The sequence below is a fragment of the uncultured Desulfosarcina sp. genome, assembly GCF_963664155.2.
Classification (GTDB): domain Bacteria; phylum Desulfobacterota; class Desulfobacteria; order Desulfobacterales; family Desulfosarcinaceae; genus Desulfosarcina.
On the sequence record NZ_CAXXXH010000001.1, the window covers coordinates 2,047,093 to 2,073,302 of the forward strand.

27 protein-coding genes and 2 pseudogenes are annotated in these 26,210 nt (G+C 46.8%); 4 read left to right on the forward strand and 25 right to left on the reverse strand.

All coding sequences use genetic code 11. The annotated features are described in order from the left end of the window. Positions 1 to 152 precede the first annotated feature (152 nt). Both ACHZBS_RS09360 and ACHZBS_RS09365 read right to left on the reverse strand, forming a co-directional pair. Positions 153 to 671 (reverse strand): D-alanyl-D-alanine carboxypeptidase family protein, encoded by a 519-nt coding sequence (locus ACHZBS_RS09360; protein WP_319406231.1) that lies wholly within the window; start codon positions 669 to 671, stop codon positions 153 to 155. Positions 672 to 926: 255 nt separating this feature from the next. After that, a complete protein-coding gene (locus ACHZBS_RS09365) occupies positions 927 to 1,259 on the reverse strand; it encodes a helix-turn-helix transcriptional regulator (RefSeq protein ID WP_319406232.1) in 333 nt (110 codons plus the stop codon). 165 nt (positions 1,260 to 1,424) lie between these two features. On the opposite strand from ACHZBS_RS09365, the gene ACHZBS_RS09370 reads away from it, so the two are divergent. The 3 genes from ACHZBS_RS09370 to ACHZBS_RS09380 all read left to right on the forward strand — a co-directional run bounded on the left by ACHZBS_RS09370 (position 1,425) and on the right by ACHZBS_RS09380 (position 3,700). Then, entirely contained in the window at positions 1,425 to 2,468 is a 1,044-nt protein-coding gene (locus ACHZBS_RS09370) for a hypothetical protein (protein WP_319406233.1), read from the forward strand. 115 nt (positions 2,469 to 2,583) lie between these two features. Further along, positions 2,584 to 3,504: a hypothetical protein gene (locus tag ACHZBS_RS09375; protein ID WP_319406234.1), complete on the forward strand. Its 921-nt coding sequence runs from the start codon at positions 2,584 to 2,586 to the stop codon at positions 3,502 to 3,504. Continuing rightward, entirely contained in the window at positions 3,470 to 3,700 is a 231-nt protein-coding gene (locus ACHZBS_RS09380) for a hypothetical protein (protein WP_319406235.1), read from the forward strand. Before ACHZBS_RS09375 ends, ACHZBS_RS09380 begins: the two co-directional genes overlap by 35 nt. A 100-nt stretch (positions 3,701 to 3,800) precedes the next feature. Here ACHZBS_RS09380 and ACHZBS_RS09385 read toward each other — a convergent pair whose 3' ends face one another. The 7 genes from ACHZBS_RS09385 to ACHZBS_RS09415 form a co-directional block, all read right to left on the reverse strand. Further along, positions 3,801 to 4,127 carry a PilZ domain-containing protein gene (locus ACHZBS_RS09385; protein ID WP_319406236.1) on the reverse strand — a complete coding sequence of 109 codons (327 nt, stop codon included), beginning with the start codon at positions 4,125 to 4,127 and terminating at the stop codon, positions 3,801 to 3,803. After that, entirely contained in the window at positions 4,124 to 4,408 is a 285-nt protein-coding gene (locus ACHZBS_RS09390) for an integration host factor subunit alpha (protein ID WP_319406237.1), read from the reverse strand. The genes ACHZBS_RS09385 and ACHZBS_RS09390 overlap by 4 nt, the downstream gene beginning before the upstream one ends. A gap of 275 nt (positions 4,409 to 4,683) precedes the next feature. Beyond that, a complete protein-coding gene (locus tag ACHZBS_RS09395) occupies positions 4,684 to 5,016 on the reverse strand; it encodes a hypothetical protein (RefSeq protein WP_319406238.1) in 333 nt (110 codons plus the stop codon). Between the two features lie 312 nt (positions 5,017 to 5,328). After that, the gene (locus ACHZBS_RS09400; protein WP_319406239.1) at positions 5,329 to 6,861 is read right to left on the reverse strand and encodes a response regulator; all 1,533 of its coding nucleotides are present in this window, start codon (positions 6,859 to 6,861) and stop codon (positions 5,329 to 5,331) included. 1,063 nt (positions 6,862 to 7,924) lie between these two features. Next, complete coding sequence (locus tag ACHZBS_RS09405) at positions 7,925 to 8,188, reverse strand: hypothetical protein (protein ID WP_319406240.1); 264 nt, start codon at positions 8,186 to 8,188, stop codon at positions 7,925 to 7,927. A gap of 121 nt (positions 8,189 to 8,309) precedes the next feature. After that, entirely contained in the window at positions 8,310 to 10,316 is a 2,007-nt protein-coding gene (locus ACHZBS_RS09410; RefSeq protein ID WP_319406241.1) for a methyl-accepting chemotaxis protein, read from the reverse strand. A 462-nt stretch (positions 10,317 to 10,778) separates the two neighbouring features. After that, positions 10,779 to 11,807 carry a glyceraldehyde 3-phosphate dehydrogenase NAD-binding domain-containing protein gene (locus ACHZBS_RS09415; RefSeq protein WP_319406242.1) on the reverse strand — a complete coding sequence of 343 codons (1,029 nt, stop codon included), beginning with the start codon at positions 11,805 to 11,807 and terminating at the stop codon, positions 10,779 to 10,781. Between the two features lie 138 nt (positions 11,808 to 11,945). Between ACHZBS_RS09415 and ACHZBS_RS09420 the strand changes: the two are divergent. After that, positions 11,946 to 12,121 (forward strand): annotated as a pseudogene (locus ACHZBS_RS09420) (IS1595 family transposase); the annotation flags it as partial. Between the two features lie 41 nt (positions 12,122 to 12,162). Here the strand turns inward: ACHZBS_RS09420 and panB are convergent. The 16 genes and pseudogenes from panB to ACHZBS_RS09500 form a co-directional block, all read right to left on the reverse strand. Further along, positions 12,163 to 13,035 (reverse strand): 3-methyl-2-oxobutanoate hydroxymethyltransferase, encoded by an 873-nt coding sequence (gene panB / locus ACHZBS_RS09425; protein WP_319406243.1) that lies wholly within the window; start codon positions 13,033 to 13,035, stop codon positions 12,163 to 12,165. 156 nt (positions 13,036 to 13,191) lie between these two features. Then, positions 13,192 to 14,103 carry a 2-dehydropantoate 2-reductase gene (locus ACHZBS_RS09430; protein WP_319406244.1) on the reverse strand — a complete coding sequence of 304 codons (912 nt, stop codon included), beginning with the start codon at positions 14,101 to 14,103 and terminating at the stop codon, positions 13,192 to 13,194. Positions 14,104 to 14,168: 65 nt separating this feature from the next. Continuing rightward, complete coding sequence (gene panD / locus ACHZBS_RS09435; RefSeq protein WP_319406245.1) at positions 14,169 to 14,528, reverse strand: aspartate 1-decarboxylase; 360 nt, start codon at positions 14,526 to 14,528, stop codon at positions 14,169 to 14,171. A 109-nt stretch (positions 14,529 to 14,637) separates the two neighbouring features. Further along, the gene (gene panC, locus ACHZBS_RS09440; RefSeq protein ID WP_319406246.1) at positions 14,638 to 15,411 is read right to left on the reverse strand and encodes a pantoate--beta-alanine ligase; all 774 of its coding nucleotides are present in this window, start codon (positions 15,409 to 15,411) and stop codon (positions 14,638 to 14,640) included. An 80-nt stretch (positions 15,412 to 15,491) separates the two neighbouring features. Further along, a complete protein-coding gene (locus ACHZBS_RS09445) occupies positions 15,492 to 16,229 on the reverse strand; it encodes a nitronate monooxygenase family protein (protein WP_319406247.1) in 738 nt (245 codons plus the stop codon). Positions 16,230 to 16,255: 26 nt separating this feature from the next. Next, positions 16,256 to 16,525, reverse strand: a pseudogene (locus ACHZBS_RS09450) (nitronate monooxygenase); the annotation flags it as partial. 338 nt (positions 16,526 to 16,863) lie between these two features. After that, entirely contained in the window at positions 16,864 to 17,064 is a 201-nt protein-coding gene (locus ACHZBS_RS09455; RefSeq protein ID WP_319406248.1) for a hypothetical protein, read from the reverse strand. Positions 17,065 to 17,241: 177 nt separating this feature from the next. Beyond that, positions 17,242 to 18,126 carry a hypothetical protein gene (locus tag ACHZBS_RS09460; protein ID WP_319406249.1) on the reverse strand — a complete coding sequence of 295 codons (885 nt, stop codon included), beginning with the start codon at positions 18,124 to 18,126 and terminating at the stop codon, positions 17,242 to 17,244. A gap of 75 nt (positions 18,127 to 18,201) precedes the next feature. Continuing rightward, the gene (locus ACHZBS_RS09465; RefSeq protein WP_319409076.1) at positions 18,202 to 18,477 is read right to left on the reverse strand and encodes an HU family DNA-binding protein; all 276 of its coding nucleotides are present in this window, start codon (positions 18,475 to 18,477) and stop codon (positions 18,202 to 18,204) included. A gap of 107 nt (positions 18,478 to 18,584) precedes the next feature. Continuing rightward, entirely contained in the window at positions 18,585 to 20,534 is a 1,950-nt protein-coding gene (locus ACHZBS_RS09470; protein ID WP_319406250.1) for a response regulator, read from the reverse strand. Positions 20,535 to 20,629: 95 nt separating this feature from the next. Then, positions 20,630 to 20,872, reverse strand: a complete 243-nt coding sequence (locus ACHZBS_RS09475) for a hypothetical protein (protein WP_319406251.1) — start codon at positions 20,870 to 20,872, stop codon at positions 20,630 to 20,632. Between the two features lie 202 nt (positions 20,873 to 21,074). After that, positions 21,075 to 21,551: a helix-turn-helix transcriptional regulator gene (locus tag ACHZBS_RS09480; RefSeq protein ID WP_319406252.1), complete on the reverse strand. Its 477-nt coding sequence runs from the start codon at positions 21,549 to 21,551 to the stop codon at positions 21,075 to 21,077. Positions 21,552 to 21,910: 359 nt separating this feature from the next. Further along, complete coding sequence (locus ACHZBS_RS09485) at positions 21,911 to 22,549, reverse strand: TetR/AcrR family transcriptional regulator (RefSeq protein ID WP_319406253.1); 639 nt, start codon at positions 22,547 to 22,549, stop codon at positions 21,911 to 21,913. Positions 22,550 to 22,920: 371 nt separating this feature from the next. Beyond that, a complete protein-coding gene (hemB, locus tag ACHZBS_RS09490; RefSeq protein ID WP_319406254.1) occupies positions 22,921 to 23,895 on the reverse strand; it encodes a porphobilinogen synthase in 975 nt (324 codons plus the stop codon). Between the two features lie 32 nt (positions 23,896 to 23,927). Then, positions 23,928 to 25,220, reverse strand: coding sequence for an MFS transporter (locus ACHZBS_RS09495; protein ID WP_319406255.1), 1,293 nt, complete (start codon positions 25,218 to 25,220; stop codon positions 23,928 to 23,930). An 8-nt stretch (positions 25,221 to 25,228) separates the two neighbouring features. Continuing rightward, on the reverse strand, positions 25,229 to 26,011 hold the full coding sequence (locus ACHZBS_RS09500) for an SDR family oxidoreductase (protein WP_319406256.1): 783 nt from the start codon (positions 26,009 to 26,011) through the stop codon (positions 25,229 to 25,231). Between the last annotated feature and the right edge of the window lie 199 nt (positions 26,012 to 26,210).

Here is a 26,210-nt window from a genome sequence, read left to right on the forward strand (position 1 = left end):
TATTGATCGGTTGAATTGGCCAACGTATTCCTGGGGAGTTAGTAACCTTTTGATAGAAATGCGGATGGTAAATTAACTCCGCAATCGTTCTTTGAAAAATTGTGTTGGTAACGTTGCCGAACAACTTCCTGCGGAAATGCATAGTTGGGCATTTATTGATGGCACCAATGCCAGGGTTCGTACTGGTAGCCGCTGTCATTGCCCTCAGGATAGGACATCACGAAGCCAAAGCGCCCTGCGTGTTGCTGCAACCACCGAAAGGCTTCTGTATCTTTAAACTCCACCTCCAGGGGCTTACAGCTTGGCGTTCCAATATCGACGGCCCGGCCGGTATGATGCTCACTAAAGCAAGGCGGTGCCGAGACAGCAAGAATTTTGGAGATGGACTCACCGGAGGCGAACTTCCGTTTAACGATCTCAGATTGCCGCTCAATACTGCGGAACGCGGATACCACGAATAGCGAAACACCATCCTCAGATGCACTTCTTTTAAGAAGGCGCCAAGCCTCGGCGGCCGTTGGCTCCAACAGGTGCTGTCGCCCTCCAGGCCCAATTTCAGCAATCTCAAGTTCCTTGGCCTCCAATTGCTCCCTAAGGCCCCGTGAAGTCAACATCACGGAAGGAATTCCCAGTTCCCGAAGAAGCGTTTCTGCCTGCACAGAAAATAGCATAGCGGCAATCCTTATATGCCCAGTCCCATTTGTTGTCAGGTCAATTTGCCCGGGCAATCTTATACCGAAGGGAAAATCGGGCAAATCGATTCGCTGGTCATGCGAAACATTATTACTGAGTAAGCCAACACAATTTTTTGGCAAGAATCAAGGGAATTTGACATCAATGACAACGTTGGTAGCTACAGGGAGTGCGTAACGTCCGGCGGTTTGGTCTGCTGGGAGATTCCTTATAACTGACAGTATCGGCAGGGTCTATAATAATTCCTCTAAAAACAGCCTCAGCTTTTTTACCTTGGCATCGCTTTTTTGTCTGAACAGCTTTGTAATCTCCATGGTCACCGCTTCCCTGTCCTCAGAAACCTTTTCACCTTCCAGAAATGAAAATAGCTCAACCGGTGTGATTTCGAAGATTTCGCATAATTTCAGCAGGGTGCTTAGAGTCAGATTGACCAGCCCGCGTTCAATCTTCCCATAATACCTGAAGTTAATCCCCAGCTGCTCCACATCCTCCTGCCGCAGTCCCTTGGTTAACCGAGCCTGCTTAAACCGCAATCCCAACCGTTTTTTTACATCTTCAGGGTCCATTTATCTCCTCCATGGCTATTTATAGATGAAGGTGACAGGACCTTACAGGCTCATAAAGAGCGTAAATCTATTGAAAATTATCCCTATAGATGGTAATCGGCCGGATAGGAATATCGTTTGATCGCTGACCTTAATTGAAAAACGTCAATGAACAAGGAGGGTTAAATGATTCAGAAGCTTGAAAATGCGTTCCTCATCATTCTGATTACAGTATGTCTGACAATTTTTATAAGTGCTTCTTCCCTCTTCGCGCTTGATGTTAAGGGCCTTGCACAAGAGGAAGAGGAAGAAAAGGTCACGACTGTCGCCAAGGAAGTGGAATATACGAGGGAATGGTTTTTTGAGCATGTCCATAAAAAAATGGACTCCATTTTGGCAGAATATCCTGATTTTTCAAATTTTGCAGAAACAATGGACTTTTTCGATTTCCTGGATCTAACGGAATACGATCCGAACTACAATCAATGGGGAGATGGTTGGGGACCTGGAGATGTTAAGATGCTCCGGAAATTCTTGGTGAAGGATTATGGCCTCAATGAAAAAATTACGATAGATACGGATGAATATGACGATATGCGCAGTTTGTTCACAAAAATTGCCAAATATTATAGCTTCAAGAATGGACTGAAGGATTATCACACCAACGAAGAAAAACTCACGGCAGATATCCAACAAAGCATAAAAAGCCTATTCATGCATTTCAGACCGAGTTTGCCGGAAACAGAGAAAGATAAAGTGCTAAATTTTATTGGTGATTTCGATAAATTCTTGGAAACTTATTACACCGAAAAGACCGCGATATTTATAGCGAACACTGAAAAAGCCAAGAAAGAACAGCAGGATCATATCGCATCTATCAAATCAGGTAAAGAAGCAGTCGATACATTCGAAAACGCCAAGATTTATTACGATGCACAGAATGGGTTCAACCTTATACAAATGCCGCCTGTCAAGCCAACCATCAAATATTACTATGTTTCTGGGAAACTTGAGTCCAAAGATGGCGATCTTTACATTGTTCAGCGAGTTATATTGGGCGATATTAAATACTTTGTTTTTCGGTTAACAGATTCTGCCGGTGAAAAGAATTTTAGAATAGGCGGTGAGCTGGAAATTCTGGGAAAATTTGTTGATTTGTACAAATACACAACGACTATCGGTACAGAAAAATATGCCCCGGTGTTTGATGCGGTTTATGTAGAACTATAATCTTCACAACTACTACATGATAGAACATGAGTTCGATCAATCGAAATAGATTTTCACATAGAGAGCGGGCAACATTCAAGCGTCAACAATCAACGGGGAAAAGGAATTAACGGATATGACAAAAGATAGCGAACTGTTGTGTCCAGCCGGAGTGGCGGAACTGCCTTATTCGGAAAGGCAATTGATCGTTATCGTTCCGGATGACGTGAAAAAGACCGAACTGGAGGCCATGCAGAAGGCCAGGCAGGAAGAATCCAAGGATAAGTCCATCTCATGGTGGAATTCTGCCATCGATGCCATCGCCCTCATCGCCCCCAGGATTACCGTTTATGGCCTTGGTGTTGAATTCGTGGTGGGCATTTATAAGGGCATCCAGAAACTCAGACAAAAAGAGATCAATATCCGTACCGTCAGTTATTCCGATGCCAATGGGCTGGTATTTCCTCCGGGGCATCCGCAGAAAAAATGCGTCTATGTCGGAAGTCCGGTTGATCCGCTGCACTATTTTTCACTGGCCGATTTCCATCGTATGACGCTCGAATCCAAATTTACGGAAATCGTCAATATCCTAATGGCATTGGGCGCTGAAACAATTCAAGCCGAGCGGGTGATTGGATGGGGTGCTGAAATATCTGCTAATGCCAATGCCAAGGTGTTGTCCGCCGATGATTGCGGGGCCAGCACCTCTCGTACGAACACCACGGAGAAATCGTTCCTGTTCGAAGCGAACCTGAATCCGGACGGCAATCCGCAGATGCCCGAAAAAGTCGCCTGGTATCCCTTTGAACCCACCTGGCAGATGATCAGTCAAGGCAGGCTGCATCATGGTCTCAGGAACTTTGCTCTGAACGTGACCTATCAGGAAAACTACGGAATCACCACCGACTTGAATGCTTCGGTCAAAGGCGAGGGATTGTCAATCGGAGGCCAGTTCACGGAACACCAGTCAACCATATGGAAAATCACCGGTCAATTTTCAGAACAAGGCGTGAAAAAAGCAGATGACCATACGACTGCCCCAACGAAACATACTTGACTACGTTTTACGGCTGTTCGGGAAAAGGCGTGCCATCGTCATGCCCAGGGAAGTGATTGGCGAAAGTGGACCCTATTCGACCATTGTGGCCCGCAAGGAATCCTTTTTCACCGCCCTTTTAAGGCCCAGGAATAGAAAACTGCCGGATGGTTTTGTGTATATGGAGGATTTCTACGAATCGGTGAAGTTGCCGTAATCTAATGTGAACTATCGCCATTCGTTTGGAGCTGTTGGGTCGCCTAAGCGGGGAAAGCGCTCATCCAGCCAAGATATACAGCAACATCCCCATTTCAGGGTCATCGATCACCTTCGTGAACAATCTCTGGGAGCAATCCATCCTTGCCGACTAAATCATCAATAGGCTCATCAAAGTCAACTGCAAACCCGTTATGTTCACGGCGAACAACTTTCCCGGATACCTGAATTATCTTGTCGAATTGTAACAGCGGAAATTCGAGCGAAATAGTCTGTCCTTCGGCAATATTCCTCGATGTGCCAATGAATAAGCCTCCCGCCCCAATGTTCTTAATCACATCCCGGTAAGTTCCCTCCTTGACCGAGTATTTTGCGATGATGTAGGAAGTTCGGCGTGAATGTTGGTGCCGATTCGGTTTGGGGATCATTTCCCGTTCACCCTTGCTCTCAACCGGCCTGAACACTTGAACGTCACCACACGCCTTGCCGGCAGGATGGCAGCTTTGCCAGTAGCCGGATTTCTTCCTTTACGTTCCTTTTTATCCTTGACGCAAAATTTCCCAAATCCGGAGACCAAAACATCATCACCGGAACCAAGAGAAGATTTGATAATCTCAAGCAGCGTTTCGATCACCTCAATTGATTGAGCTTTGGGAAATCCCATTTGCGCTTGGATTTGTTCTACGATTGATTGTTTGGTCAGCGCCATAGGTATCGGACTCCGGTTATGCAGATGTAAAAAGAAAGGGGATCGGGCGTTGGGGTTATGGGTTGCTCATTGCTCTGTTCAACGGAGTTGCGCCCGATCCCCAGCGGAATAGTTGGAAATGTTAATCGGCCTATTCCGCGTTGGCAATTTTTACCATGGCCGTAGCTGGAGCGGCAAGTCTAAAATACTGAATCGACGCCATTTTATATCAAAAAAACAGACCAATGGCAGTCAGTCTTTTTCCATGTCATCAAATCAAATATCAAGCAGAATAATCAGGCAATTTTTTTAAGCGATATGCCCGCTTTGGTCTTTCTAACGGTAAACTTATCACCCTCAGATAATCCCATGCTTTCGATCAATCCTTTAGATAGGATTACACTTCCTCGTTTACTGACAAAGACTTCATTTGCAGGGGATGTTTTCGATGAAGTTCTACCTGTCTTGATTTTCGGGGCTTTGCCGGATTCTATCAACGCGCTGAGATAGTGGGTCTTAAACTGGGTCGCCGTGCTGAATTTAAACGCTTTCATAATTTCGGACTGAGGTGTTCCGCTCTCGACCAATTTAATCAGTTTAGCGTGATCAACTTTTTTTTTCGCTGGCATCAATAAGTTCCTTTCCGGAGGTAAAAGATAGGTAAATGGATGCTTTCTATCATCGGCATATCAGAATAAAAATCAAGAAAAAATTCTGAAAATATGAACTATCCGGCTTTGATTCTGGTGGAATTTACCTCTCGGTTGAAATCGATAACAGCCAATTTTGAGATTCCCATTATCGCTACTACCCAACTGAACCGGGAAGCCCACCGCAAAGGAAAGAGCGATTGGTCCTGAAATGATATCTGGATCGATTCAAAAGCAGTTTATCGCGGATTAGGATACATCTCAAAAAGGTCTAAGTGCCTATAAATTTGTTCAACACAATACCTCTTTTATCGCTTGTCCCAACTCTTTAATAACAACGGGTTTTTTAATATATTTGGCGGCGCCTGCTTCAAGAGCCTTTTTGACTTCGTCGGTTTCGGCGAAGCCGCTTAAAATGATCGCTTTTTGATCAGGATACATTTCTTTTATTCGGTCATAGGTTTCCCGGCCGTTTATTCCAGGATCCATGATCATATCGAGTAGCAACAGATCAACGCCGCCATGTTTCCTGACATATTCAATTGCCGCTTCTCCCGACGATACGGAATCAGGTGCATAACCCATCTTCTTCAAAATTTGACAGGCGATTTCCCGCTGGATTGTGACATCGTCCACAACAAGGACCCGTTCGCCTTGCCCATAAAGACTGTTGATCTGCAGTGAGCGTGCCTCGCCTGCCGGCATCTCACGGGTGATATGGCAATAGATCTCAAAGCAGGTACCCTGGTCATTGCTGATAATATCGATATAGGCGCCGTGGTCCTGGATCACATTCCATACCAATGTCAGGCCAAGGCCGGTGCCGCTTCGACCCATGACTTTTTTTGTGTAAAACGGTTCGAAAATCCGATCGAGCGTTTCCTGGTCCATTCCCGGGCCATTGTCCACCACGGTCAAGACAGCATATTCTCCCTCGGGGATGGTGCCATAGCCTTTCACGGGGCGGTCCAGATAACAGTTGGTTGTCGAGACGACCACTCGTCCACGACCTTCGATCGCCTCTGCGGCGTTGGACACCAGATTCATGACGGCCTTGCCAAAATGCATGGGGGATCCTTTGATATTGAGCAGTTGGGTTTCCAGGTCCGTTTCTACCCTGACCTTCGGATGGAACATCAACAGCTTCTTGTGCTCCGGGGATCTCACATAGGCCTCGACGATCCGGTTAAGATTCATCACCTCTTTTTCAATAGCCGCGCCCCTGGCGACGGTAAGCAATTCACTGACGATGGCCGCTGCCCGTTTTCCGGATTCCTGAATCGTCAAAATCGGTTGTCTAAGCTTGCTGTCTTCAGGCAAGTCCATGAGAATCAGCTCTGGATAACTGACGATCCCCGAAAGCACATTGTTCAGATCATGAGCGACCCCGCCGGCAAGCAATCCAAGAGATTCCATTTTTTTCAGGCGGGCGACTTTTTCCTCATTTTTTTTTCGTGCGTTCTCCTCGCGAATACGTTCCGAGATGTCCCTCAAGACTGCCAGAAAAGCGGTGCCGGCCTTATAGTGAATCGTGTTAGCGTTGATTTCGATTACAGATTCCTTCTTATCGTTCTTTTCGATTCGCACGGTGGTCGACTTTTCAGGATTTCCGGAATTCATTAACGAATCGTAAAACCGTAAAAACGTTTCTTTATCGTTTCGGGCGATCTTGGATGAAAAGTCTTCAATCGTACAACCAATCACCGATTGACCGATCAGAGACTGACAGGCCGGATTCTCAAAGACTGCTATCCCGTTTTGAACCACGAGGATGCCGTCATTTAGAAACTTGGTAACTGTGCGATACTTATCTTCCGATAACATTTCATAAAATCTGCCTGAAACAATCCAAAGCACAATAACGGCGAAAACAAGAAATCCATATTCCATAAGATACTGAAATGCCTTCATACCGAGGGCGGTCATGCCGTCATGGAAACCAAGCAGCGACCAGATTACAATTCCTGAAAGAAAGGATAGTTTGTAGCGCTTGCAAGGGTCCTTGAGTCGAATCCATATCACAACGGCCCACAGGCTTGCCAAGAACCCGTACAGTACAAAATAGAGCCCTAATGGTCCTAACGCCGGTTCAATATAAGGTTGGGCCAATCCCAAGAAGTGGCGGGTGACAAATCGATCGGCTACCAAGAGGTCGGTCCACCAGATCAAAAAGAGCAAGGTTAGATGGAATAAACCGGCAATCTGGTGATATCGTTTGGCACAAATTTTAAAGTAGGCAAACGTAAAGCCGTATAAGAGATGGATCAAAAAAACTATCGCCGTCCATTCCAGCCGGCCGGCCCATTGATTTAACGGTCCTGGCGGGGAATTGTATTCGAAGAAAACTCCAATGGCATAAAGCATTGCCGAAAAGGAAACTCCCAGGCTCCAGCCATAAAGAATGAATCTAGGTTTTTTGAAAAGGAAGATAGACTGAAAAATCACCATTACCAGCGCCAGTACGGCGACGGATAATGAACCGGCCGACTGAAATACTATGTTGTCCACGGTCACGTCTATCACCTTCCCAGCTTTCCATCCAGAATGGGATGCAGTTTCAGAACAATTCCGCGCAGGCCGTTATGGGTTTTTAGACATAAAGGTAACTTTAGACCATTTTAACCAGAGGCTACAAGCAATTTGATCGGACTGTTAGTGAACGACGTTTATTGCGAGTTGCCCAGTTTGGCGACACATTGATAACCGACAATCCCGTACAATTACAGATACTGTTCTTTCACCTCACCGATTCACTCGCGCCTTCAATTCCATCCCAGGTTTAAAGAGAGGAGCGGGTTTTCCTGATTTTGATCCGTTCACGTTTGCCGGAACGTCGCTCGCCGATGAAAAACTCATCGATCCAATCACAACTGAACGCACTGGCGCTTCATAGAGAACCTGATTCGGTTTTGGGTGCAGATACGGAGTCCAATAACCGGTTCAGGCGATTTAATTCTTCATGCAGTTCGTTTCTGCTGGCATGATACATGATATTCAATATCTCCTGTCGATTATTTTTATCGGGGGCATTGGACAGCCGCCGATCAATTTCCGACTGCAAACCTTTCAGGCGCGGATATAGTTCGATTAATGCTTCAGATTTCGCGGTTAACAATTCAACCGCCCTGTCATAGGTATGTTTATTTTCCATATTTATCTCTCCCTGATAAGCCGGTTTCCCGGCTTATGTGAATGCCTCGACGCTGAATTCCGTTTCATTTGCTGTCGAGGGCTCCCGTAAACCTGGATATTCTTTTGAACGGTCGACCGGATCACAGCTTGAATTGCTCAACCATCTCCTTTAACCGTTCGGAGAGCGTGGATAACTCCTCTGCACTCATTCGGACCTGTGAGCTGGCATTGGCGATCTCTTGGGAAGCGGTATTGACCTCAACGATATCTTTTGAAATCTCCCCCGAAACGGTTGAGGCTTCAGTCACGTTCCGGGTTACCTCTTCAATACCCTGGGATGCCTGGGCGACATTGCCGGCAATCTCCTTGGTGGCGATGGACTGCTCTTCGATTGCCGAAGCGATATTGCCGACGACGTCATTGACCTCATTGATGATCTCGGTCACCTGTTTAATCTCAGAAACGGTGCTCTGCGTTGAATCCTGGATGCCTTCGATCTGCTGGCGGATCTGCAGGGTAGCCTCGGATGTCTGCTTGGCTAATTCTTTTATCTCATTGGCGACCACGGCAAAACCCTTGCCCGCCTCGCCGGCACGGGCAGCCTCGATGGTCGCGTTGAGGGCCAGCAGGTTGGTCTGCTCGGAAATGTCCGTTATGGTCTCGGTGACTTTCCCCACCGCCTGGGCTGCTTTCCCCAGCTGTTCCATCTTCTGGGAGGCGCTGGTGGTCTGATTGACGGCGTCTGAAGAGATTGAACGTCCTTTTTCCGTATTCTGGGCTATTTCCTGGATGGTCGAACTCATTTCCTCTGCGGCTGAAGCCACGATCCCTACATTCTGCGAAGCCTGCTCCGCGGCAGCTGACACCGAATTCATGTTGGCGGACATTTCTTCGGCGGCGGTGGCCACATTGGCCGACTTTCCGGCGGACTGTTCGGAGTTGGACGACATCTGCTGGGAGATCGCCGAAAGCTCGGTGGATGAAGAAGCCAGGGTCTCTACGCCCTTGGTGATATCGGTAAACATTTTTCGCAAATTGTCCACCATGCGCTTCATGGCCGACAACAGTTCCCCAATCTCATCCTTGCTGCTGACCTCAATTTCCTGGGTCAGATCGCCACCGGCCACCCGCGTTGAGATTCCAACTGCATATGCCATCGATTTTTTGATGGTCAAAGCGATCCACAACGCAATTATGACTCCAATTAACAGGGCGATACCGCAGAATGAATAGATAAAGGAATGGGCACGGTTGATCTGGGCTTCCATTTTGGATTTCTGATCGGCCCGGGCCGTATCACACACCTCTCGAGCAGTACGGGCGGCATCCACCATTGCCTCGTCACTTTTTTTCTGATCAGCGATCTTGCCGAAAAATTTGTTGAATTCTGCATAATACGCTGACAGGGAGTCCAGTGCCAAATTAATTTGAGCGATATTTTTGGGGTTCTCAAATCTCTTTTTCAGATCAACACCCAGGGCCGTGGTCTCTTTCATGCGTTCCGTAATTGCGTCCAGATACTTTTGTTCGCCGGAAAGGATCAGCTCTTTTTCATTTTTCCGGACATCGATGAACCATTTAATCATCCGGTTGGCATCATCCGCTTTGACAAGTTTATCGTTGAGGCTTGCCTGGAACTCGGCTTGGTTCTCAGATAAATTTTTATTTTTTAATATCTCTCCCAGTTGTCTCTTCTGATCCGTACGGATTTCTTCAAGTTTTGATATGGTATCCCGAGCCCTGGCTCTCATCTGTTCCATCAACAGAGCCTTGTCCTTTTCGATCGCCACATACTGACTAAATGCAGCGTTATATTCATTAACCTTGGTCAGAACCTCGTCCATCTGTTCTTTGTTGACGGGTTGGTCGAATTTTCCCTTGGTCTCGTTAACCTGCTCGACCAAACTGGCTAATACTTCAGAGACCTTGTCAACATACTGTTGATCTCCGCGGATAACGTAATTCTTCTCATGCTGACGAGCCTGTTGGATAAATTTGACCATGCGGTTGACATCGTCTGCCTTTTCGACACGGTCGACCGTTCCGGTCATTCCGTTCAGTCCGATATAGCCAACCATAAGCATCAGGAATAAAACGATGCCGAATCCGATTCCGATTTTCGTAGAGATCTTGATGTTGTTAAGCATTGCGGTCCTCCGTTCTTTTCAGTTGTCAGTTCTTAAAATTACCAGTTGCAGTTCTTGGCTTGATTGCATGGAATTGGTTTTATGTAATGTTATTTATCTACAAGCGATTTTAAAAATAACTCGAAGATCAACAACACCCTCTCCGCAAGTTGTAAAAAACATGATGAGTCAATAATTCAGATTCTAATGGACAAATTCAAATATATTATTGTTGAACATTTTAAATCTCATTCAGTGTTAAGTTATAACCAATATCGGAATAAAAGAATGATAGTTGATATTAAAATAATATTAGAAAAATATCAGGGTTAAACCTATCATTATAAAAAGATACCAATAAAAAAGGACAACGCCTTGAGGGGAACAGGTTTTTCTTTTTATTGTTCAGACGGGGTTTTTGCTGATATTGTTCCGGTGGGTACATGCAGGAGATCTGCAATAGCCTTGCTTCACCTTACTTGCTTACTTAATATCCAACATCGCAGCTACAGTTGTGTCCAGCATCCGATTCGCAAATCCCCATTCATTATCACACCATACTAATAATTTGGCGAGGTTGTTTCCGCTAACCCGAGTTTGGGTTCCATCGACAATGCATGAGTGGGGGTCATGGTTGAAATCAATAGAAGCCAGTGGTATTTCGCAGTAATCCATGATGCCATTGAACTGACTTTGCGACGCTTCATTTAATGCGTTATTTATATCAACTATTGAAGCCTTATTTTTCAACAAAACAGTCATGTCTATGGCAGTTACATTTTGCGTTGGAGCCCGAATCGACGTCGTTTCAAAGCAGCCTGTGAACTCTGGTAATATTCTTTGGATTCCCTTATTTAGTTGGGTATCAACTGGTATCAAAGATGGGCCTGCGGCCCGACAGAGATTTAGATTTCCCTTATTTGAGTCAATTACCGGTTGATCATTCATTGCCGAATGAATCGTTGTAATATTTCCACAGATAATTCCAAAAGCCTGTTCCAAGACTACGATTACCGGGACAATGCAATTGGACGTACAGGACGCGTTTGAAATAATTTTTTCCCTTCCCGACAATCGATGATGATTAACACCGTATACTATGGTTGCATCTACATTGTTATCCGCGGGATTGGAAATTACTACCTTAGTCGCACCAGACATCAAATGCAGTTCCGCTTCTGCCCGGGTTTTATACCGTCCTGTGCACTCGAATACGACATCGATTCCGAGTTCACCCCAATGCAAAAGTGATGGGTCTTCCTGCCGAATCAAACGAATGCAATCATCTTCTACGTGGAAACTCTCTCCATGAAGTTCGACTGGTAAATGAAAGCGTCCATGGGTCGAATCATATTTTGTCAGATAGACAAGCTTAGACGGTTCGACCAAATCATTAATCGCCACAATTTTAATTGGCCATTTACGATATTCATACAAGGCCCGGAAAATACTCTTCCCGATGCGGCCATACCCGTTAATTGCACAACGAATAAATGGGGATGATAATGCCATAGTCCACTTTTCCATGGTCCTACGTAAAAAGATTTTTTTTGTTTTTAATAATTTTGGGCTCTTGACTAAGACCGCGTAATCAAATTACGCCCAATCCCAGTCATGATAATGAAAAGCAAATATATTAAGAGTTAAAAAATTACTGAATCCAAATTCAGGCAGTTAATTATTTTGTTTACGATCTTAATTCTTCAACAATAGCCTCGCTAACCCATCTAAATCGGAACACGGTCAATCGATATTTGGCCCTGATCTGTGAACATATCGCTGAATATTGCGAGACCCAGTCACCTTTTCAAGGTGAGATTGAAGTTTTCACGGGACTGTCTCCCAACCATTCGGCAAGCAAACGATTTCATCCGTTAACCTGTCCGTCTTGATTTGCAAGGGATCTTCTCAGTTCTGTCTGGGCTTCATCGGACATGCCGAAACTGTATTTCAGGGTGGGAAACGCCGAGGAACGGACCTCATCCCCGTAGGTTCTGATGGCTTCGATGATCGTGGGTCGAATGTTTGTATACTGCTTGACGAACTTGGGCACAAAGCGATCAAAAAGTCCTACCATGTCATGGGTGACCAGGACCTGCCCATCAACATCCACACCGGCGCCGATTCCAATCACAGGTACGGCCACCGATCCGGCTATGAGTCGACCCAAGGGCGCAGGTACCGCTTCGACAACTATGGAAAAAGCGCCGGCCGCTTCCAAAGCCTTGGCATCGTCAATGATCTTCCGAGCAGCTGCAGCGTCTTTGCCCTGCATCTTGAATCCGCCCAGAGCTCCGGCGGTTTGGGGAGTCAGACCAATGTGTCCCTGAACGGGTATTCCTGCTTTGACGATAGCTTCCACCACCAACGCAAAATCCACGCCGCCTTCCAGTTTGATCGCGTCGCAGCCGCCCTCTTTCATCAATCGACCGGCATTGATGATCGCGTCTCGAATGCCCGTGTTATATGACATAAATGGCATGTCGCCTACCACCAACGGCCGTTTGCAGCCACGCCTTACTGCTTTGATATGATGGATAATCATTTCCAGGGTTACCTGGACCGTGCTGTTCAATCCCAACACCACCATTGCCAAAGAATCACCCACCAGAACCATGTCTACCCCAGCCTCATCGGCCATCGATCCGAATGGATAGTCATAGGCAGTGACCATAACCAGTTTGCGGCCTTCTTTCTTTGCTTGCAGGATATCCAAAATACCTACTTTGGAATCAATCATCGATTACCTCCTAAAATGGCGACCAAAATGGTATAGAATCTCATCCATTTTTACCTACCTTCCCGCTGAAACGCCATAAATCCTTGGACACGCGAGTTTCGTACTCTCTTTTTAATAAACGAATGTGTTGTCGTTATTAAACATGAATTAGCCGGATCAGTAGTGGACCTCAAGGGTTTCTATGAGTGATGTCAGGGTGCGGTTGACTGGGACCGCAACACCTAGTTGCTGGGCCATGCGAACGATAAATCCATTGAGAGCATGAATTTCAGTGCGCCTTCGCTGCTTTACATCCTGGCCCATGGATGAACGATTATGCGCAGTAGTTGTTGCCACCTGAAACATCTTCTCCACCGGATCCTCTTGGATCGTTATGCCCATGGCGCGAGCGACCGACACAGCTTCGTCGACCGCCTCACGTGAAATCTGCCGGGTCTGCTCAAGATCCAGCAACTGCCCGTTGCTGATGCCAGTCAAGGCGGTAATGGCGTTGATTCCCACATTGGTAAACAGTTTGCACCACAGCATACTTTGGACATCGGCAACCGTCCGGGTGATAATACCGGCCTGATTGAATCGTTCGGCAATAATTTTTGCGCCGAGCATGATTGATTTTTTCCAGGGGCCAATAACCGTTTCACCGATTCCGGCATGACGAATCTTCCCTGGCGCCAATAACGTGGCGCCGTGGGAAGTCGTACCGGCGACTATCCGCAATGGATCAATTCTCTCAGAGAGTGTTTCAATATTTCCAAAACCGTTTTGCAGCGTCAGCACCCAACCCTCGCTTCCGGACAGTTCAGCTGCTGTTCGGACAACATCGGCGGTATGGGTAGACTTAACGAATACAAATGACAAGTCCACAATGCCGATTTGATCCGGATCCGTGGTCGCCTTTATTCTCACCGTACGGCTTCGGTCACCATCCTCGATGATCAGGCCGTTGGCGTTGATCGCATCCACATGATCCTTCATTATGTCCAACAGCGTGACGGTTTCACCTGCTTCAGCTAACAGTGCGCCGAAGAGACTCCCCATGGCGCCTGCGCCAATCATGGCAATCTTCATCGTTCCCCTTTTATTATCTTAGAATTTTCCGGTAGGATGATGGTAGAATTCGAAAAGATTGGCATTCAGTGCCCATCTGTTCTATCCTTAATTCGGTTTTCGGGATCCAAGATCAACACAACGGGTCGGTGCCCATCGGCTTCGGATTCATCGACAAGGGCGTAACTGACGATGATGACCTGATCGCCGGATTGGACCAAGCGGGCGGCAGCGCCGTTAAGGCAGATCTGGCCTCTGGTTCCCGGTATCACATAGGTCGAGAAACGGGCGCCGGTATTGCAGTTGTATACGTCAACCTTTTCATTTACCCGAAAGCGTGCGGCATCGATGAGTTCGGTGTCGATGGAGATCGAGCCTTCGTAATTCAGGTCAGACCCTGTGACCGTGGCCCGGTGAAGTTTGGATTTGAGCATCGCTATCTGCATGGTAACCATCCGCTATGATTTCATTTTATGCTTCAACGACAATTCTCCCGGCACTAACCGTGGACGAAGCCGACGAAATGGGTATTGCCGATATGAAGACATAGGATCATCATTCGCCTTTCTCGTATAAGGGCAGATTATCGATTAGCCTCACTTCGCCGCAGTGAATCGCCGCGCAGCGTCGGCCTTTAAAATCCTGAACATAATCAACCTCAAACCCATCCGCTTCAAGCAAATGGGCCACTTCTTCGGCCGGCACCCGGGTAGTTAATAACCTTGGGAAGGCGGCGGCTTTCTGGCGGTGGACTTTAGACAGACGGAGATTGCGCGAACTCAAGGCCAGCTGGTCTGTATCGCGAACGGTGGGACATCCCACAATGGTCACGGGCATGAAAAAAGCATCCACCATCCCCTTGACCAACTGGAGTTGCTGCCAGTCCTTCTCGCCAAAGTACGCCCGCTGCGGTCGTGCCAGGTTCAACAGCTTCATGACTACGCTAAGAACCCCATCGAAGTGACCGGGACGATGGGCGCCGCAAAGCATGCGACTGACTTCGCTTTCGGAAACGCGATAACGATAGTCGTCAGGATAAAGTTCATTGTAGTCGGGAAAGAAAATGGCATCCACTCCTTCAGCTTCACACAGGTTTCGGTCCGCCTCAAATGTGCTCGGATAGTTGGTCAGATCGTTCTTATCATTGAATTGGGTTGGGTTAACAAACAGGCTGATAGTACAAATATCATTTTCCTGTCGACAGCGGGCTATTAATGACTGGTGCCCCGCATGAAGGGCTCCCATGGTGGGGACCAATCCCAGGCTCTGCGTTGAAGGAATCGCGTTACGCCAGTCCTGCCAACCACCAATACTGGTAAGGAGTTTCATCTAAATTGTTCCATTCTATGTTTAAATAACAATTCATGAGGTTGTGATCCAAGTGACGGAGGCGGCTCCACAATTTGCACTCATAGGAAAACACTCAACCGTTGGTGCAGGGCTTCGAATTTCTCATTGATTATTTCTGCAATTTCGTTGATCACTTCGCCGGCGCTTTTCACTTCATTGATCAGCCCGGCGACCTGGCCGCAACATATTTCCGCTTCATCCGCCAAACCAAGATGCTGTGAATGATACTGGGAGTGACCGTTGAGAAAGGCCTTAAGATCGCTGTTGCTTGCACCGGCCTGCCTCATGTTTAGATATTCTTTGGTAAAACCATTGATCAGATCCCTTGCAAGCATATAGTCCTTGGGCACCGAGACGGTGCGTACATCCTTGATTTCAGCAATAGCCTGCTTGACGCGGGAATGGCTATCCGACTCACGGGTAACCATAAACCGAGTTCCCATGTAGACACCTTCCGCACCCAGTGCCATGACGGCCAGAACGCCACGCGCATCGCCAATGCCACCTCCGGCAATTACGGGAACATCAACGGCATCGGCAACCATGGGCGTCAAGGTCAGCGTGGTCAACTCGGTGAATCCCTTATGACCGCCGGCTTCAAATCCTTCACAGATAACCGCATCGACACCGGCAGCTTCGGCTTTCTGACCGTGTCTTGGTGTGGAAATCGCGTGCAGAACTTTAATCCCTGCCGCTTTAAGCGTATCGGTGTAAATATCCGGACGACCGACAGAAACAATGGCAACCGGTACCGATTCTTCAATGATTACCTCGACGATTTTCTTCGAGTAATTCATCTCCTCTCCGACGCCGACAACGATGTTCACGGCAAAGGGAGCGCTAGGCAGAGGCGCCTGACTTCTTTAATCTGAGCGCGCATTCTTTCGCCGGTCAGATCCACATCCGAGGTAATATCTTCGGCACCGCAATTGGGTCCAAGGGTACCAAGACCACCGGCATTCGATACCGCCGCGACAAGCTCGGCGCCGCTGACCCAGTTCATGGGGGCCTGGATGATGGGATATTTTATCCCCACAAGTTCACAAATCCGATTTCGAGTCAAATTTCTAATCTCCTCACAGAAAAGGTCAGTATGTGTTGGGACAGATCTTTTTCAATGCCGCCAAACAGAAATGATGGATTCCATGTGGATTCTGCAAGGACAGATTAGCCCCTTTTGTTGACATCGGATGCAAATCCCAAGCGATCCGGTGCAGGCATATCGTCTTTTAAAAGGATTTCCAACAGGCGACAATTCGGGCAATACGCCCCATTATTTTCAGACGGTTTGAACTTCAGGCCACATTGCAGGCATCGCACGGTTATTTCGGTGATGTCCTCCTCTTTCAACTATTATTCTCCCCTGCTATCATAGGTGATGGGTCGTAGCACCGATAGGAAAAACGGTCTTCAGTAATGATCGACAGTACCTCAATGGCGTACCCGGTGAACCTGCTCCAATAGGAGGGCTTTGGCCTTCCTAACCTGTTCCAATGCCTTTTCCCGACCCAGTTGATCGATTAATGAAGTTATCTGCTCAACAAGAACATCGTATTCACAAATTCCGGGGATCAGGGTTTCATGCTCATTGATTATCGTCATGGCCTGGAATATGGGGTCGGACTTGTTCATCAAAACCTCGATTATCAATGGAAACGGTAAGAATTCTTTTATGACACAAAAGCGTGATAGAACATGAAATGGCTTGTGTATGTGATGTGTTACCCGCGGTAATAGTTAATCGAGAATCAATGACGATTATCCGTATAGATCGACATCAGATTTAAATAGCCATTATAGATTTTCAAATTAAACGTTTACAGCTCTTTTAGCCGACATCCTTGAATTAAAATATTTTTCCTCATAAACCATTCGATCAAGTTCCAATACCAGGAACCGGCGATATACATATGCATTGTTTAACATGCTATCAAGCATCCCTTCTTTGTCAGTGTAGTCAGGCTTTTCAATCGGGAAAATATGTTTATTCCTGATCTTTTGCGGTTTTTCTCCCTGTCGAATTCCGACACCGCAGCAATTACCACAGATCGATAATACTATCGTGTCCAGCGACCACTCATGGATAATGTCGAACGGTTCACCATCACAGTGAATGCAGGCAAATCGGTTTTTATTAACCGTGTACGTTTTGATTCTTCTTTTCAGGCTGGTTTGTAACTCATTGAAGTTTTTTTTAATGAATTTTTTCCGTTGATCTCTTTCCATCTTGTATCTATTAAAATAGGATATAAAATCCATCGTGACCGATGCTTTGGAACCATTGCCGTCATTATTGTTTAGAGAGATATCCAGCCCCGAATACGCATGTCGGTCATATACCAGATAGAATATGATCGATGCGATCTCAACGTTTGTAAACTCGCTGGTGCAGCCTGGCAAAACCAAATATTCTGAATTGTCGTTTGTCCCACCCTCATCCATAGTTGGATGGTGAGGATTGATATACCCGGCTCCTTTGCATTTGGCGCAATAGGAAAATAAAAAAATTTCGCCATTTGCATTTTTAACGAAATTATCTTGCGTTTTATTTTCGCTAAAAGGATGAACGGCCCTTACCGCCTTACAATCAGGACACAAGCAATATCCCTCGGGGACATGGAACAGAACAGTAAAAACACGGTTCACCAGCTCCATTGCCTTTTTAAAGCGATGATATCTCACCTCGATTGGCATGGTTAACATGTTCTGAGAAATCGAATTCTGTATGACTTTTTTAGCATGGCACTCGATTTTGCAATCTGAAAATGTCTATCGATTCATTCTTTCTTTCAGCTCTTTAGCGACCTTAAAAAAGGGAAGTTTTTTCGGTGCGATTTTAACTTTTTTTCCGGTCTTTGGGTTTCGTCCAATAAAAGATCGATAATGTTTTACATGGAACGTGCAAAAGCCTCGGATTTCGACCCTTTCACCTTTTGCCAATGCTCCGGCAACGGCATCGAAAAACGCAGTGACCACTTTTTCAGCATCGGCTTTATAAAGTCCACTGGAGTGCCACAATGCCCGGATCAGTTCGATTTTGTTAATACGTTCAACTCCCGCTGATATACTTGCTGGATTTAGGTATTGCCGAATGACGGCGTGACTGCCAAGCGTGAGTCACTCGATTGCGATGATGCCTGAACTTGGTCCGATCATTTGTCACCATCTAATAGTTGACGGATTTTCTGAGACAGTTCCGACAAAATAAACGGTTTTTGAATAAACCCGTTGCAGCCACGCTGCATGATCAGTTGTGCCTGCCCATCGAGGGTATACCCACTGGAAAGGATCACCCGCATCTGTGGCCAAATCTGATGGATACGGTCGAACACCTCACCCCCACCCATGCCTGGCATGACCATGTCCAGGATTACCAGATCTATCGCTGAACCCATCCGTTGGACGATTTCTACAGCGTCATCGCCACTATTAGCCGTAATGACACGATACCCAAGTTTTTCTAGCAGGGCTCGGCCGATCTCTAAAATCATATCTTCATCGTCAACCAGCAGCACCGTTTCGGAACCTTGGGTGATTTTCCCGTCTGACGGAATATCCAGAACTGCTGTTTTTTCAGACACCGGCAGGTAGATATTAAATGTTGAGCCTTGCCCTATTTCGCTGAAGACCGTAATTGCTCCACCGTGATTCTTGACGATGCCATAGGCTGAAGCCAGCCCCAGACCGGTCCCCCGGTTTTTTTCCTTGGTCGTAAAAAACGGGTCGAAGATTCGCGACAGGTTTTTAGTATCCATGCCGATACCGGTATCAGTAACCGACACACGGGCATAACGTCGCGGTTCCAGTTGATACGCCATGCAGAATTCATCATCCAATACGGCAATTTCGGTTCCCAGATGCAGTTCACCGCCATCGGGCATCGCCTGCCAGGCATTCACGAACAGGTTGATCAGCACCTGTTCGAGCTGTCTCCGGTCTGCTTCCACCACAATAGGTCCGTCATGAGTTTCAACGTGGATGGTGATCTCTTTTCTTGTCCGGCCAAACATCGTGGCGGTCGAATGCACCAGTTCGTTGATGTTGGTGGGTTTGACCTCGTATTTTCCGCCTCGGGCAAATCCCAGCAACTGATTGGTCAGGTCCTTCGCGCTGCGAATGTACTCATCAATGGCAGTCAGATGCTCCATATGGGGATGGGACTCATCCAGATCCATTGACATCAATGTGGCTCGGCCCTGGATGCCCATCAACAGGTTGTTGAAATCGTGGGCGATGCCGCCGGCGAGTGTACCCAGGGCTTCCATTCGTTGGGCACTGTGAAGCTGGGTCTGGAGTCGTTTCCTTTCGTTGATATCCCGGATAACCCCATGGGTGCCGACAAGCTGTTTCTTTCCATCAAAAATGGCGGTCTCATAGATTCCCATGGACTTGAGCTCGACAGTCACGAACCGGTCTTCGCGGGACGGCGTTTTGCCGGTAACCTTCAAGCGCAGTTCAAGCCCCGAAGAGATGCGGTCTCCCGATCGCCTCTCGTTGAAAAACCAGTGGGCTTTTTCGCGATCCGCCTCACACACAATCGTCGAATAGGGTTTGCCGATCAGATCATCGACCGTTGATCCCAGCAGGTGTTCCACGGCCTCGCTCAGGAAGGTAAACTTGCCATCGGCGTCCAAGGTGTAGATGATGTCGGGAATGTTCTGGACCAGGTACCGATATCTTTCTTCGGACAGGTTCAGTTGGTTGTCGATGGCCTCCTTTTCTCTAAGCAGTGACCCCTGAGCCAGCGCATTTTCAACGGTCTTGATGAGTTCATCGGGTTCGAAGGGTTTGCGGATATAGTCATAGGCGCCGTTGCGCAAGGCCGACAGGGCAGAATCGAGATTGGTATCCCCGGTGATGAAGATGACCGGGGTATCCGGGCTTTTAATCTTGATGCGGTTCAGGATTTCATGCCCCAGCATGTCCGGCAAATGAACGTCCAGGATGACCAGATCGAATTGGGTTGCTTTTAGCAAGGTTAACGCGTCCTGGCCGCAGTTCGCCGATGAGACCTGGTAGTTCCTGCCTTGAAGCAGCGCCTCCAGGCTGGCGCACATGCGAACCTCATCGTCGACGATCAGGATTACCGGGGAGCTGGCCATTGCGGGTACCATGGGTTTATGGTGTAAAAGGCTTCATGACACGACCTGAACATCCAACTTGTTTCTTTATGATGCCTTTTTGTATGAAAAGGTAGTTATTTGGTGTTGAGCGCGTCAAGCAATCCATTTAAATGATCCATTTGCGCATGCAGATCATTTCTGCCAGCTTGAAACATGATATCCAGAATCTCCTGACGCATCTGTTCATCCGGGGCGGTGGACAACAGCCGGTCAACCTCGGATCGCAGCTTTTTCAAATGCGGATGTTGCTCGATCAATTCTTCGGATTTAGCGGTTAACATTTCGACCACCTTGTCCAGGTTATTTTTGTTTCTCAAATCTGTCTCTCCTTGATTGCCGAATTTGGTTTTCCATCATTCACTCTGCAAGCCATCGGAAAACCGACACAGGAAATCGTTAAATGGATACTGAAATGATAGATCCTTTCAATATTGTCCACCAAAGTTGCTATTTATCTTTCGATATTATGACAAACCGATATGAGCTATTTACATTTGTAATTAAATTTATTTCGATTTTTTAATTCTTCAAAGAGTTCAGGTAGCTGTAGAGATTTTCTTTTCTTTTATTCAATCCCAGTTTGATTCGGATATTATTCCGATGGAAAGATATCGTCGCAATTGACACGTTCAGCAAGTCTGCAATTTCCTTGCTTCGCTTTCCCTGTTTGATCAGTTCAATGATGTGCATTTCGGTTGGCGTAAAGCCATGTGCCGATAATGCTTTAAAATCGTTATCTAAAGATACGATCTTTTCCAAGTTGTTTTTAATTAAAGTCAGATAGGTTTGTGCAATAGAACTCAGCGGAACGGTTGTCATCCTTTCTATAAAAGGAAACACATTTTTTTTGATATCGGCGGATATCGTCTGGTAAATACCGGCTTTCTCTTTATCCCGGCGTTCCAGCAAGACTTCAAGCGTCGTGCTGATTCTGTCTATCTGGATCTCCTGCTCCCTGACTTTCTCTTCCAGGCTTGTCGCAGTTTCCTTCGTCATCTTCCGGTCCGCTGAATCGTCGCCAATGTTCGTAAAGGATAACCAGTTGTTAGTGAAATAAGGTTATTATCTTGATCTTTTAACGGTAAAATTCTATATCCATTCAAACGCCTTGGATGGTTCAAGGGTAATTGAAAAGATAGAGGGCTGGGCACGCCATCTCGCCGTTTAAAAGATGGCGCGCCCAGCCCTCGGCGGGAGATGGAGGAGGTGCCAGGATGGCTTTTCCCGCAACATCATATTTGCTTTTCCTTCCCAACAGGCCCGCAAATCACCATATAAAGTACCAATACCGATCCATACGGTTTGGCCGCCAAATCCAACATCGCCAGTGCCGATAGATGTTTGTGTTCCAGGCATCAATTTTGCGCTGCTTGCAGGCCTCTGATAAAGATGTCAAAGGCCAGTTCAAAGTTTTTACGGACAAAATCCTCGCTGCCATTGATGACCTTTTTAACTTCTTCTCTTAAAACTACCCCGGAAAAGGTACCCCAGAGGATATCGGCCAGGGCGATAGGATGGTAATCGCTTAAAGCGTCTTCTTTCATGCTTTCCTCCAGGATCCGTACTATTTTATTGAGAATATTCCTGGCCAGGTCCTTGATCTCTGTCAGCAGTTCAAAAGAGATGTGGTGCAAGGTTTCGCTGGACTGAAGGTTAAACATATTGATAAGAATCGGAGCGTCAAAATCGTAAACATCCAGCAGGGCATTTTTAAGACTCTCCAATCTCTCTTCGGAGGAGGTGTTCGCCTCTTTGCTTACGTGCTCCAGTCGGAGCATCAGATACTGCAGGATCCTTATCGAAAGTGAGGCGTACAGCTCTTCTTTATTTTTGAAATAAAGGTAAAGGGTTCCGGCGCTCAATTCTGCTTCCCTGGCGATATCCTCCATCGTTGCACAGCTGTACCCCTTTTCTAAAATCACCCGCCTGGCCGCAATCATAATCTGCTGACGCCGCCTGTCTTTTTCTCGCTCTTTTCGCTGTGGGATTCCCATGAACACCTCAATGTACAAATTTTTAAAAATCATTCCATCAACAACTGTAAGAAAGGCACCATTCTTCACATCCATTAAGGGAACCCTCAAAACGCTTGAATATTCTAGCAGGTCTTCCTTGCACTGGGTGCATATGAAGTCATTGGGTCAGCGCAGGTTTAAAAGATATGCCTGGCAAGCTGTTTCGTTGTTAAAGTGTGCATCAAAAGTGGCATAGTTTCTGGAAAAGCCCTCGGTAATCATGAATTGGTCCATCTACAGCCTCTTTTTCAGAGAATTGAAGGCCATCATACCGCCGGGTTGTGACAGAAGCAGTCACACCTCAGAAAAAGTTGGCTGGTACGAACATAAAATAGAAAATGCAATCAACATCATGTGTTGAACAGGGCTGCGGCGTCCATGGCAAAGTAGGTCAGGATCATGTCGGCACCGGCCCGTTTGACGGCGGTCAGAGTTTCCATCATCACCTTCTGACCGTCGATCCAGCCCATCTTTGAAGCTGCCTTGATCATGGAAAACTCGCCGCTGACATTATATGCCGCCACGGGCAGGTTTACTTCGTCGCGGATCCGGCAGATGATGTCCAGATACGCCAAAGCGGGTTTGACCATGATGATATCGGCGCCTTCCTTCACATCCATGGTGGCTTCGCGAATGGCCTCACGGGCGTTGGCCGGGTCCATCTGATAGGTCCACCTGTCCCCGAATTTCGGAACACTCTGGACGGCTTCCCGGAACGGACCGTAGTAGGCTGAACAGTATTTGGCGGCATAGGACATGATGGGGACCTGTGAAAAATCGTTCTCGTCCAGAATCCCACGGATTTTCGCCACCCGACCGTCCATCATGTCCGACGGTGCCACCATATCCGCCCCAGCCTGGGCATGCGAAAGGGCGGCTTTGGCCAAAAGGTCCAGCGAGGCGTCGTTATCCACCCGATGGCCATCCACAAAACCGCAATGACCGTGGTTGGTGAATTCACACAGGCAAACATCGGTAATCACCGCCAGTTCCGGAAGTTTGTCCTTCAGTGCCTTGACGGCGCGCTGAACAATGCCGTCCCTTGCGTAGGCTTGCGTGCCCAGAGGGTCCTTTTTGGCAGGGATGCCAAAAAGGATAACGGCAGGGATGCCCAGATCTATAGCCGTTTTGGCTACCCTGACCAGGTTGTCGATAGAAAGCTGATAGTGGCCCGGCATGGCATCGATTGGGTTTTTAATTCCTTTGCCGTCAATGACGAACAGGGGCAGAATCAGGTCGTTGACCGCAAGAACGGTCTCCCGGATCATTTTGCGGAACGCCTCATTCTGGCGCATTCTTCTGGGACGATAGTCTGGAAACAGCATGGTATGTTTCTCCTCGATAATTGTGAACGTCGTTATTGTGGTGTTAATGGTTTAGGCTTTCCTGCCATAAAAATGGAACAGATGGCCATCGCGTAGATAATAAGAAACGTGATCATTGCGTGGTGGTAATTGCCGAAGTGGTCATATAATAATCCGGCGCTGAAGGCGCCGATTGCGGCTCCGAATGACTGCCCCAACGTGATAATCCCAAGAAGCATACTAAATGACGTCAGACCGAAGAACTGCCCGACAATTAATGGCTGTAACACAAGCACCCCCCCCATACCGAAACCGAAAATTACCGCATAGAACCATATCAGCGATGGGGTATTAAGATTTAAAAGGATCATAATACCGATGGCCTGCAGCGTATAACAGAGCACCACAACCCATCTGAATGGTAGTGATTCGGTCAGCCACCCAAAACAGAATTTCCCCAATCCTCCCATACCGGAGGTTATTCCCAGGGCAGTTGAGGCGGTTCCATACGAAATCCCTTTGCCAGACATGAGGACTACCTGATGCTGCAGAACCGCCATTTGGGCCGTGGCGCCCAGAAAAAAAGTGACGACAATCCACTTGAAAGCCTTTGTTGATAGTGATTCCTTCAAGGACCGGCTGCTATCAGAAATACAGACTGGTTTTTGATTCCCATGGGCAGATGATGGTGGTTCATCTTCAACTGCAGGCATGTCTCCATACGGTAGTAATCCGCAGTCATATGGACTTTCTTTAATAACTATAATCACTATCGGCACGGCAAGAAACCATACAAGCAAGCCGAGGAATACGAATGCATGACGCCATCCTAAAATCATGTTTATCTGACCGATCACTGGGGCGAATATCATCCCTCCCGCGGATATTCCCATATATACAAATCCAATGGCGGTACCCCTGCGCCGGTAGAACCAATTGGCAATCAAGGTACTGACAGGGATATAACCGATTCCGATCATGTTTAATGCCAACAAGGCGTATAATACATAGAAAAAAAACAGATTACGGGTGAAACTGATCATGAAAAAGCATGCACCGGCACCTATCGCCCCAATGCACATCACTTTTCGGGGACCGATGGTCTGAACCAGTCGACCGGCGACCGGCGCGGCCAATCCCAGAACCATAAGGTAAATGGAGATGGTAAAAGTAATTGCCGATCGGCTCCATCCAAACTCGACCTCAAGGGGTTTGATGAATACACCAAAAGAATAAAACCCGGAGCCCGCAAAACAAAAAAGAAGCATAAATCCGGCGAGGGCGATGAACCAACCGTAGAATGTTTTAGGTTTCGGGATATCTATAGAGGCTTGTTTTATATTCATTTATCCGCTCAATGCATAACCGATCCGGCTGAGACGTTAACTGCTTGGCCGGTCATACCCGAAGATTCCTCAGATGATAGAAACAGAGCCAATTGAGCGACTTCTTCCGGTTCCAATATTCGACCCATTGGGGTGCGTGAAGATTCAAGATCGTGTATGGTCTTTCCTTCTTTCTCAGCTTCAATTTTTAATCGCGCTTGCAACATTTCTGTACGGATGGGGCCCGGGCAAATCGAATTGACGGTAACACCGGTTTTGGCAAGATCAAGGGCGGTTGCTTTGGTAAGTCCAATCAGTCCATGTTTTGAAGCGCAATAAGCGGATGCATAAGAAAAGCCTTTCTTACCTGCAGAGGATGAAATATTGATGATACGACCATATTTCTGAGCAATCATCATCGGAGAAAATGCCTTCGTTAGAAGATAGGGTACGGTGAGATTGAGATAAATACTTCTTTCCCAAAAATCATCGTCATAATCCTCAATGGACTTTGGATTTTGACTGCTTCCAATTCCGACATTATTTACAAGGATATGGAGTGATGAAAAGGATGATTGAACAGTATTTACAACAGATGCAATCGACTCTTTATCACCCAAATCGATTTCTATTCCAATTCCTCGAGATCCTATTTTACGAATTTTGTCAATTGTTGTATCGATGTCATTCTTCTTTCGCGCCGTAATAATGACATCTGCTCCCTCTTGTGCGAACTTAAGCGCTATCGCCTTTCCAATGCCTCTGCTAGCACCGGTAATTAAAGCAACTTTGTTTGATAATCTGCCCGGCATTTATTTCCTCCTTTAATTTTCTTTGACGTTTGGTTTTGTATCAAATTGGTCATAGATGGGCACTATTTAGCTGTTGAGAAATTGAAGTGAGTTACTCTTTTTTTATTCCAAAATACGGGAAGACGCTGTTTTACAAAAGAAATCGAATCTTTTTTCGGTTCAGACAACCCGTTAAGCTTGATGTTTTTGCCTGTTTTCA

Coding starts and splice junctions, on each gene's coding strand:
- ACHZBS_RS09460 (WP_319406249.1), bottom strand. CDS start 18,126: ATGCCAATCGAGGTGAGATATCATCGCTTTAAAAAGGCAATGGAGCTG.
- ACHZBS_RS09495 (WP_319406255.1), bottom strand. CDS start 25,220: ATGAATATAAAACAAGCCTCTATAGATATCCCGAAACCTAAAACATTC.
- panC (WP_319406246.1), bottom strand. CDS start 15,411: ATGAAACTCCTTACCAGTATTGGTGGTTGGCAGGACTGGCGTAACGCG.
- ACHZBS_RS09365 (WP_319406232.1), bottom strand. CDS start 1,259: ATGGACCCTGAAGATGTAAAAAAACGGTTGGGATTGCGGTTTAAGCAG.
- panD (WP_319406245.1), bottom strand. CDS start 14,528: ATGCAGATAGCGATGCTCAAATCCAAACTTCACCGGGCCACGGTCACA.
- ACHZBS_RS09470 (WP_319406250.1), bottom strand. CDS start 20,534: ATGGCCAGCTCCCCGGTAATCCTGATCGTCGACGATGAGGTTCGCATG.
- ACHZBS_RS09430 (WP_319406244.1), bottom strand. CDS start 14,103: ATGAAGATTGCCATGATTGGCGCAGGCGCCATGGGGAGTCTCTTCGGC.
- ACHZBS_RS09390 (WP_319406237.1), bottom strand. CDS start 4,408: ATGGCGCTGACCAAACAATCAATCGTAGAACAAATCCAAGCGCAAATG.
- ACHZBS_RS09500 (WP_319406256.1), bottom strand. CDS start 26,011: ATGCCGGGCAGATTATCAAACAAAGTTGCTTTAATTACCGGTGCTAGC.
- ACHZBS_RS09410 (WP_319406241.1), bottom strand. CDS start 10,316: ATGCTTAACAACATCAAGATCTCTACGAAAATCGGAATCGGATTCGGC.
- ACHZBS_RS09455 (WP_319406248.1), bottom strand. CDS start 17,064: ATGAACAAGTCCGACCCCATATTCCAGGCCATGACGATAATCAATGAG.
- ACHZBS_RS09385 (WP_319406236.1), bottom strand. CDS start 4,127: ATGATCCCCAAACCGAATCGGCACCAACATTCACGCCGAACTTCCTAC.
- ACHZBS_RS09380 (WP_319406235.1), top strand. CDS start 3,470: ATGACCATACGACTGCCCCAACGAAACATACTTGACTACGTTTTACGG.
- ACHZBS_RS09445 (WP_319406247.1), bottom strand. CDS start 16,229: ATGAATTACTCGAAGAAAATCGTCGAGGTAATCATTGAAGAATCGGTA.
- panB (WP_319406243.1), bottom strand. CDS start 13,035: ATGATTGATTCCAAAGTAGGTATTTTGGATATCCTGCAAGCAAAGAAA.
- ACHZBS_RS09375 (WP_319406234.1), top strand. CDS start 2,584: ATGACAAAAGATAGCGAACTGTTGTGTCCAGCCGGAGTGGCGGAACTG.
- ACHZBS_RS09405 (WP_319406240.1), bottom strand. CDS start 8,188: ATGGAAAATAAACATACCTATGACAGGGCGGTTGAATTGTTAACCGCG.
- ACHZBS_RS09480 (WP_319406252.1), bottom strand. CDS start 21,551: ATGACGAAGGAAACTGCGACAAGCCTGGAAGAGAAAGTCAGGGAGCAG.
- ACHZBS_RS09400 (WP_319406239.1), bottom strand. CDS start 6,861: ATGTTATCGGAAGATAAGTATCGCACAGTTACCAAGTTTCTAAATGAC.
- ACHZBS_RS09415 (WP_319406242.1), bottom strand. CDS start 11,807: ATGGCATTATCATCCCCATTTATTCGTTGTGCAATTAACGGGTATGGC.
- ACHZBS_RS09395 (WP_319406238.1), bottom strand. CDS start 5,016: ATGCCAGCGAAAAAAAAAGTTGATCACGCTAAACTGATTAAATTGGTC.
- ACHZBS_RS09360 (WP_319406231.1), bottom strand. CDS start 671: ATGCTATTTTCTGTGCAGGCAGAAACGCTTCTTCGGGAACTGGGAATT.
- ACHZBS_RS09485 (WP_319406253.1), bottom strand. CDS start 22,549: ATGGGAATCCCACAGCGAAAAGAGCGAGAAAAAGACAGGCGGCGTCAG.
- hemB (WP_319406254.1), bottom strand. CDS start 23,895: ATGCTGTTTCCAGACTATCGTCCCAGAAGAATGCGCCAGAATGAGGCG.
- ACHZBS_RS09370 (WP_319406233.1), top strand. CDS start 1,425: ATGATTCAGAAGCTTGAAAATGCGTTCCTCATCATTCTGATTACAGTA.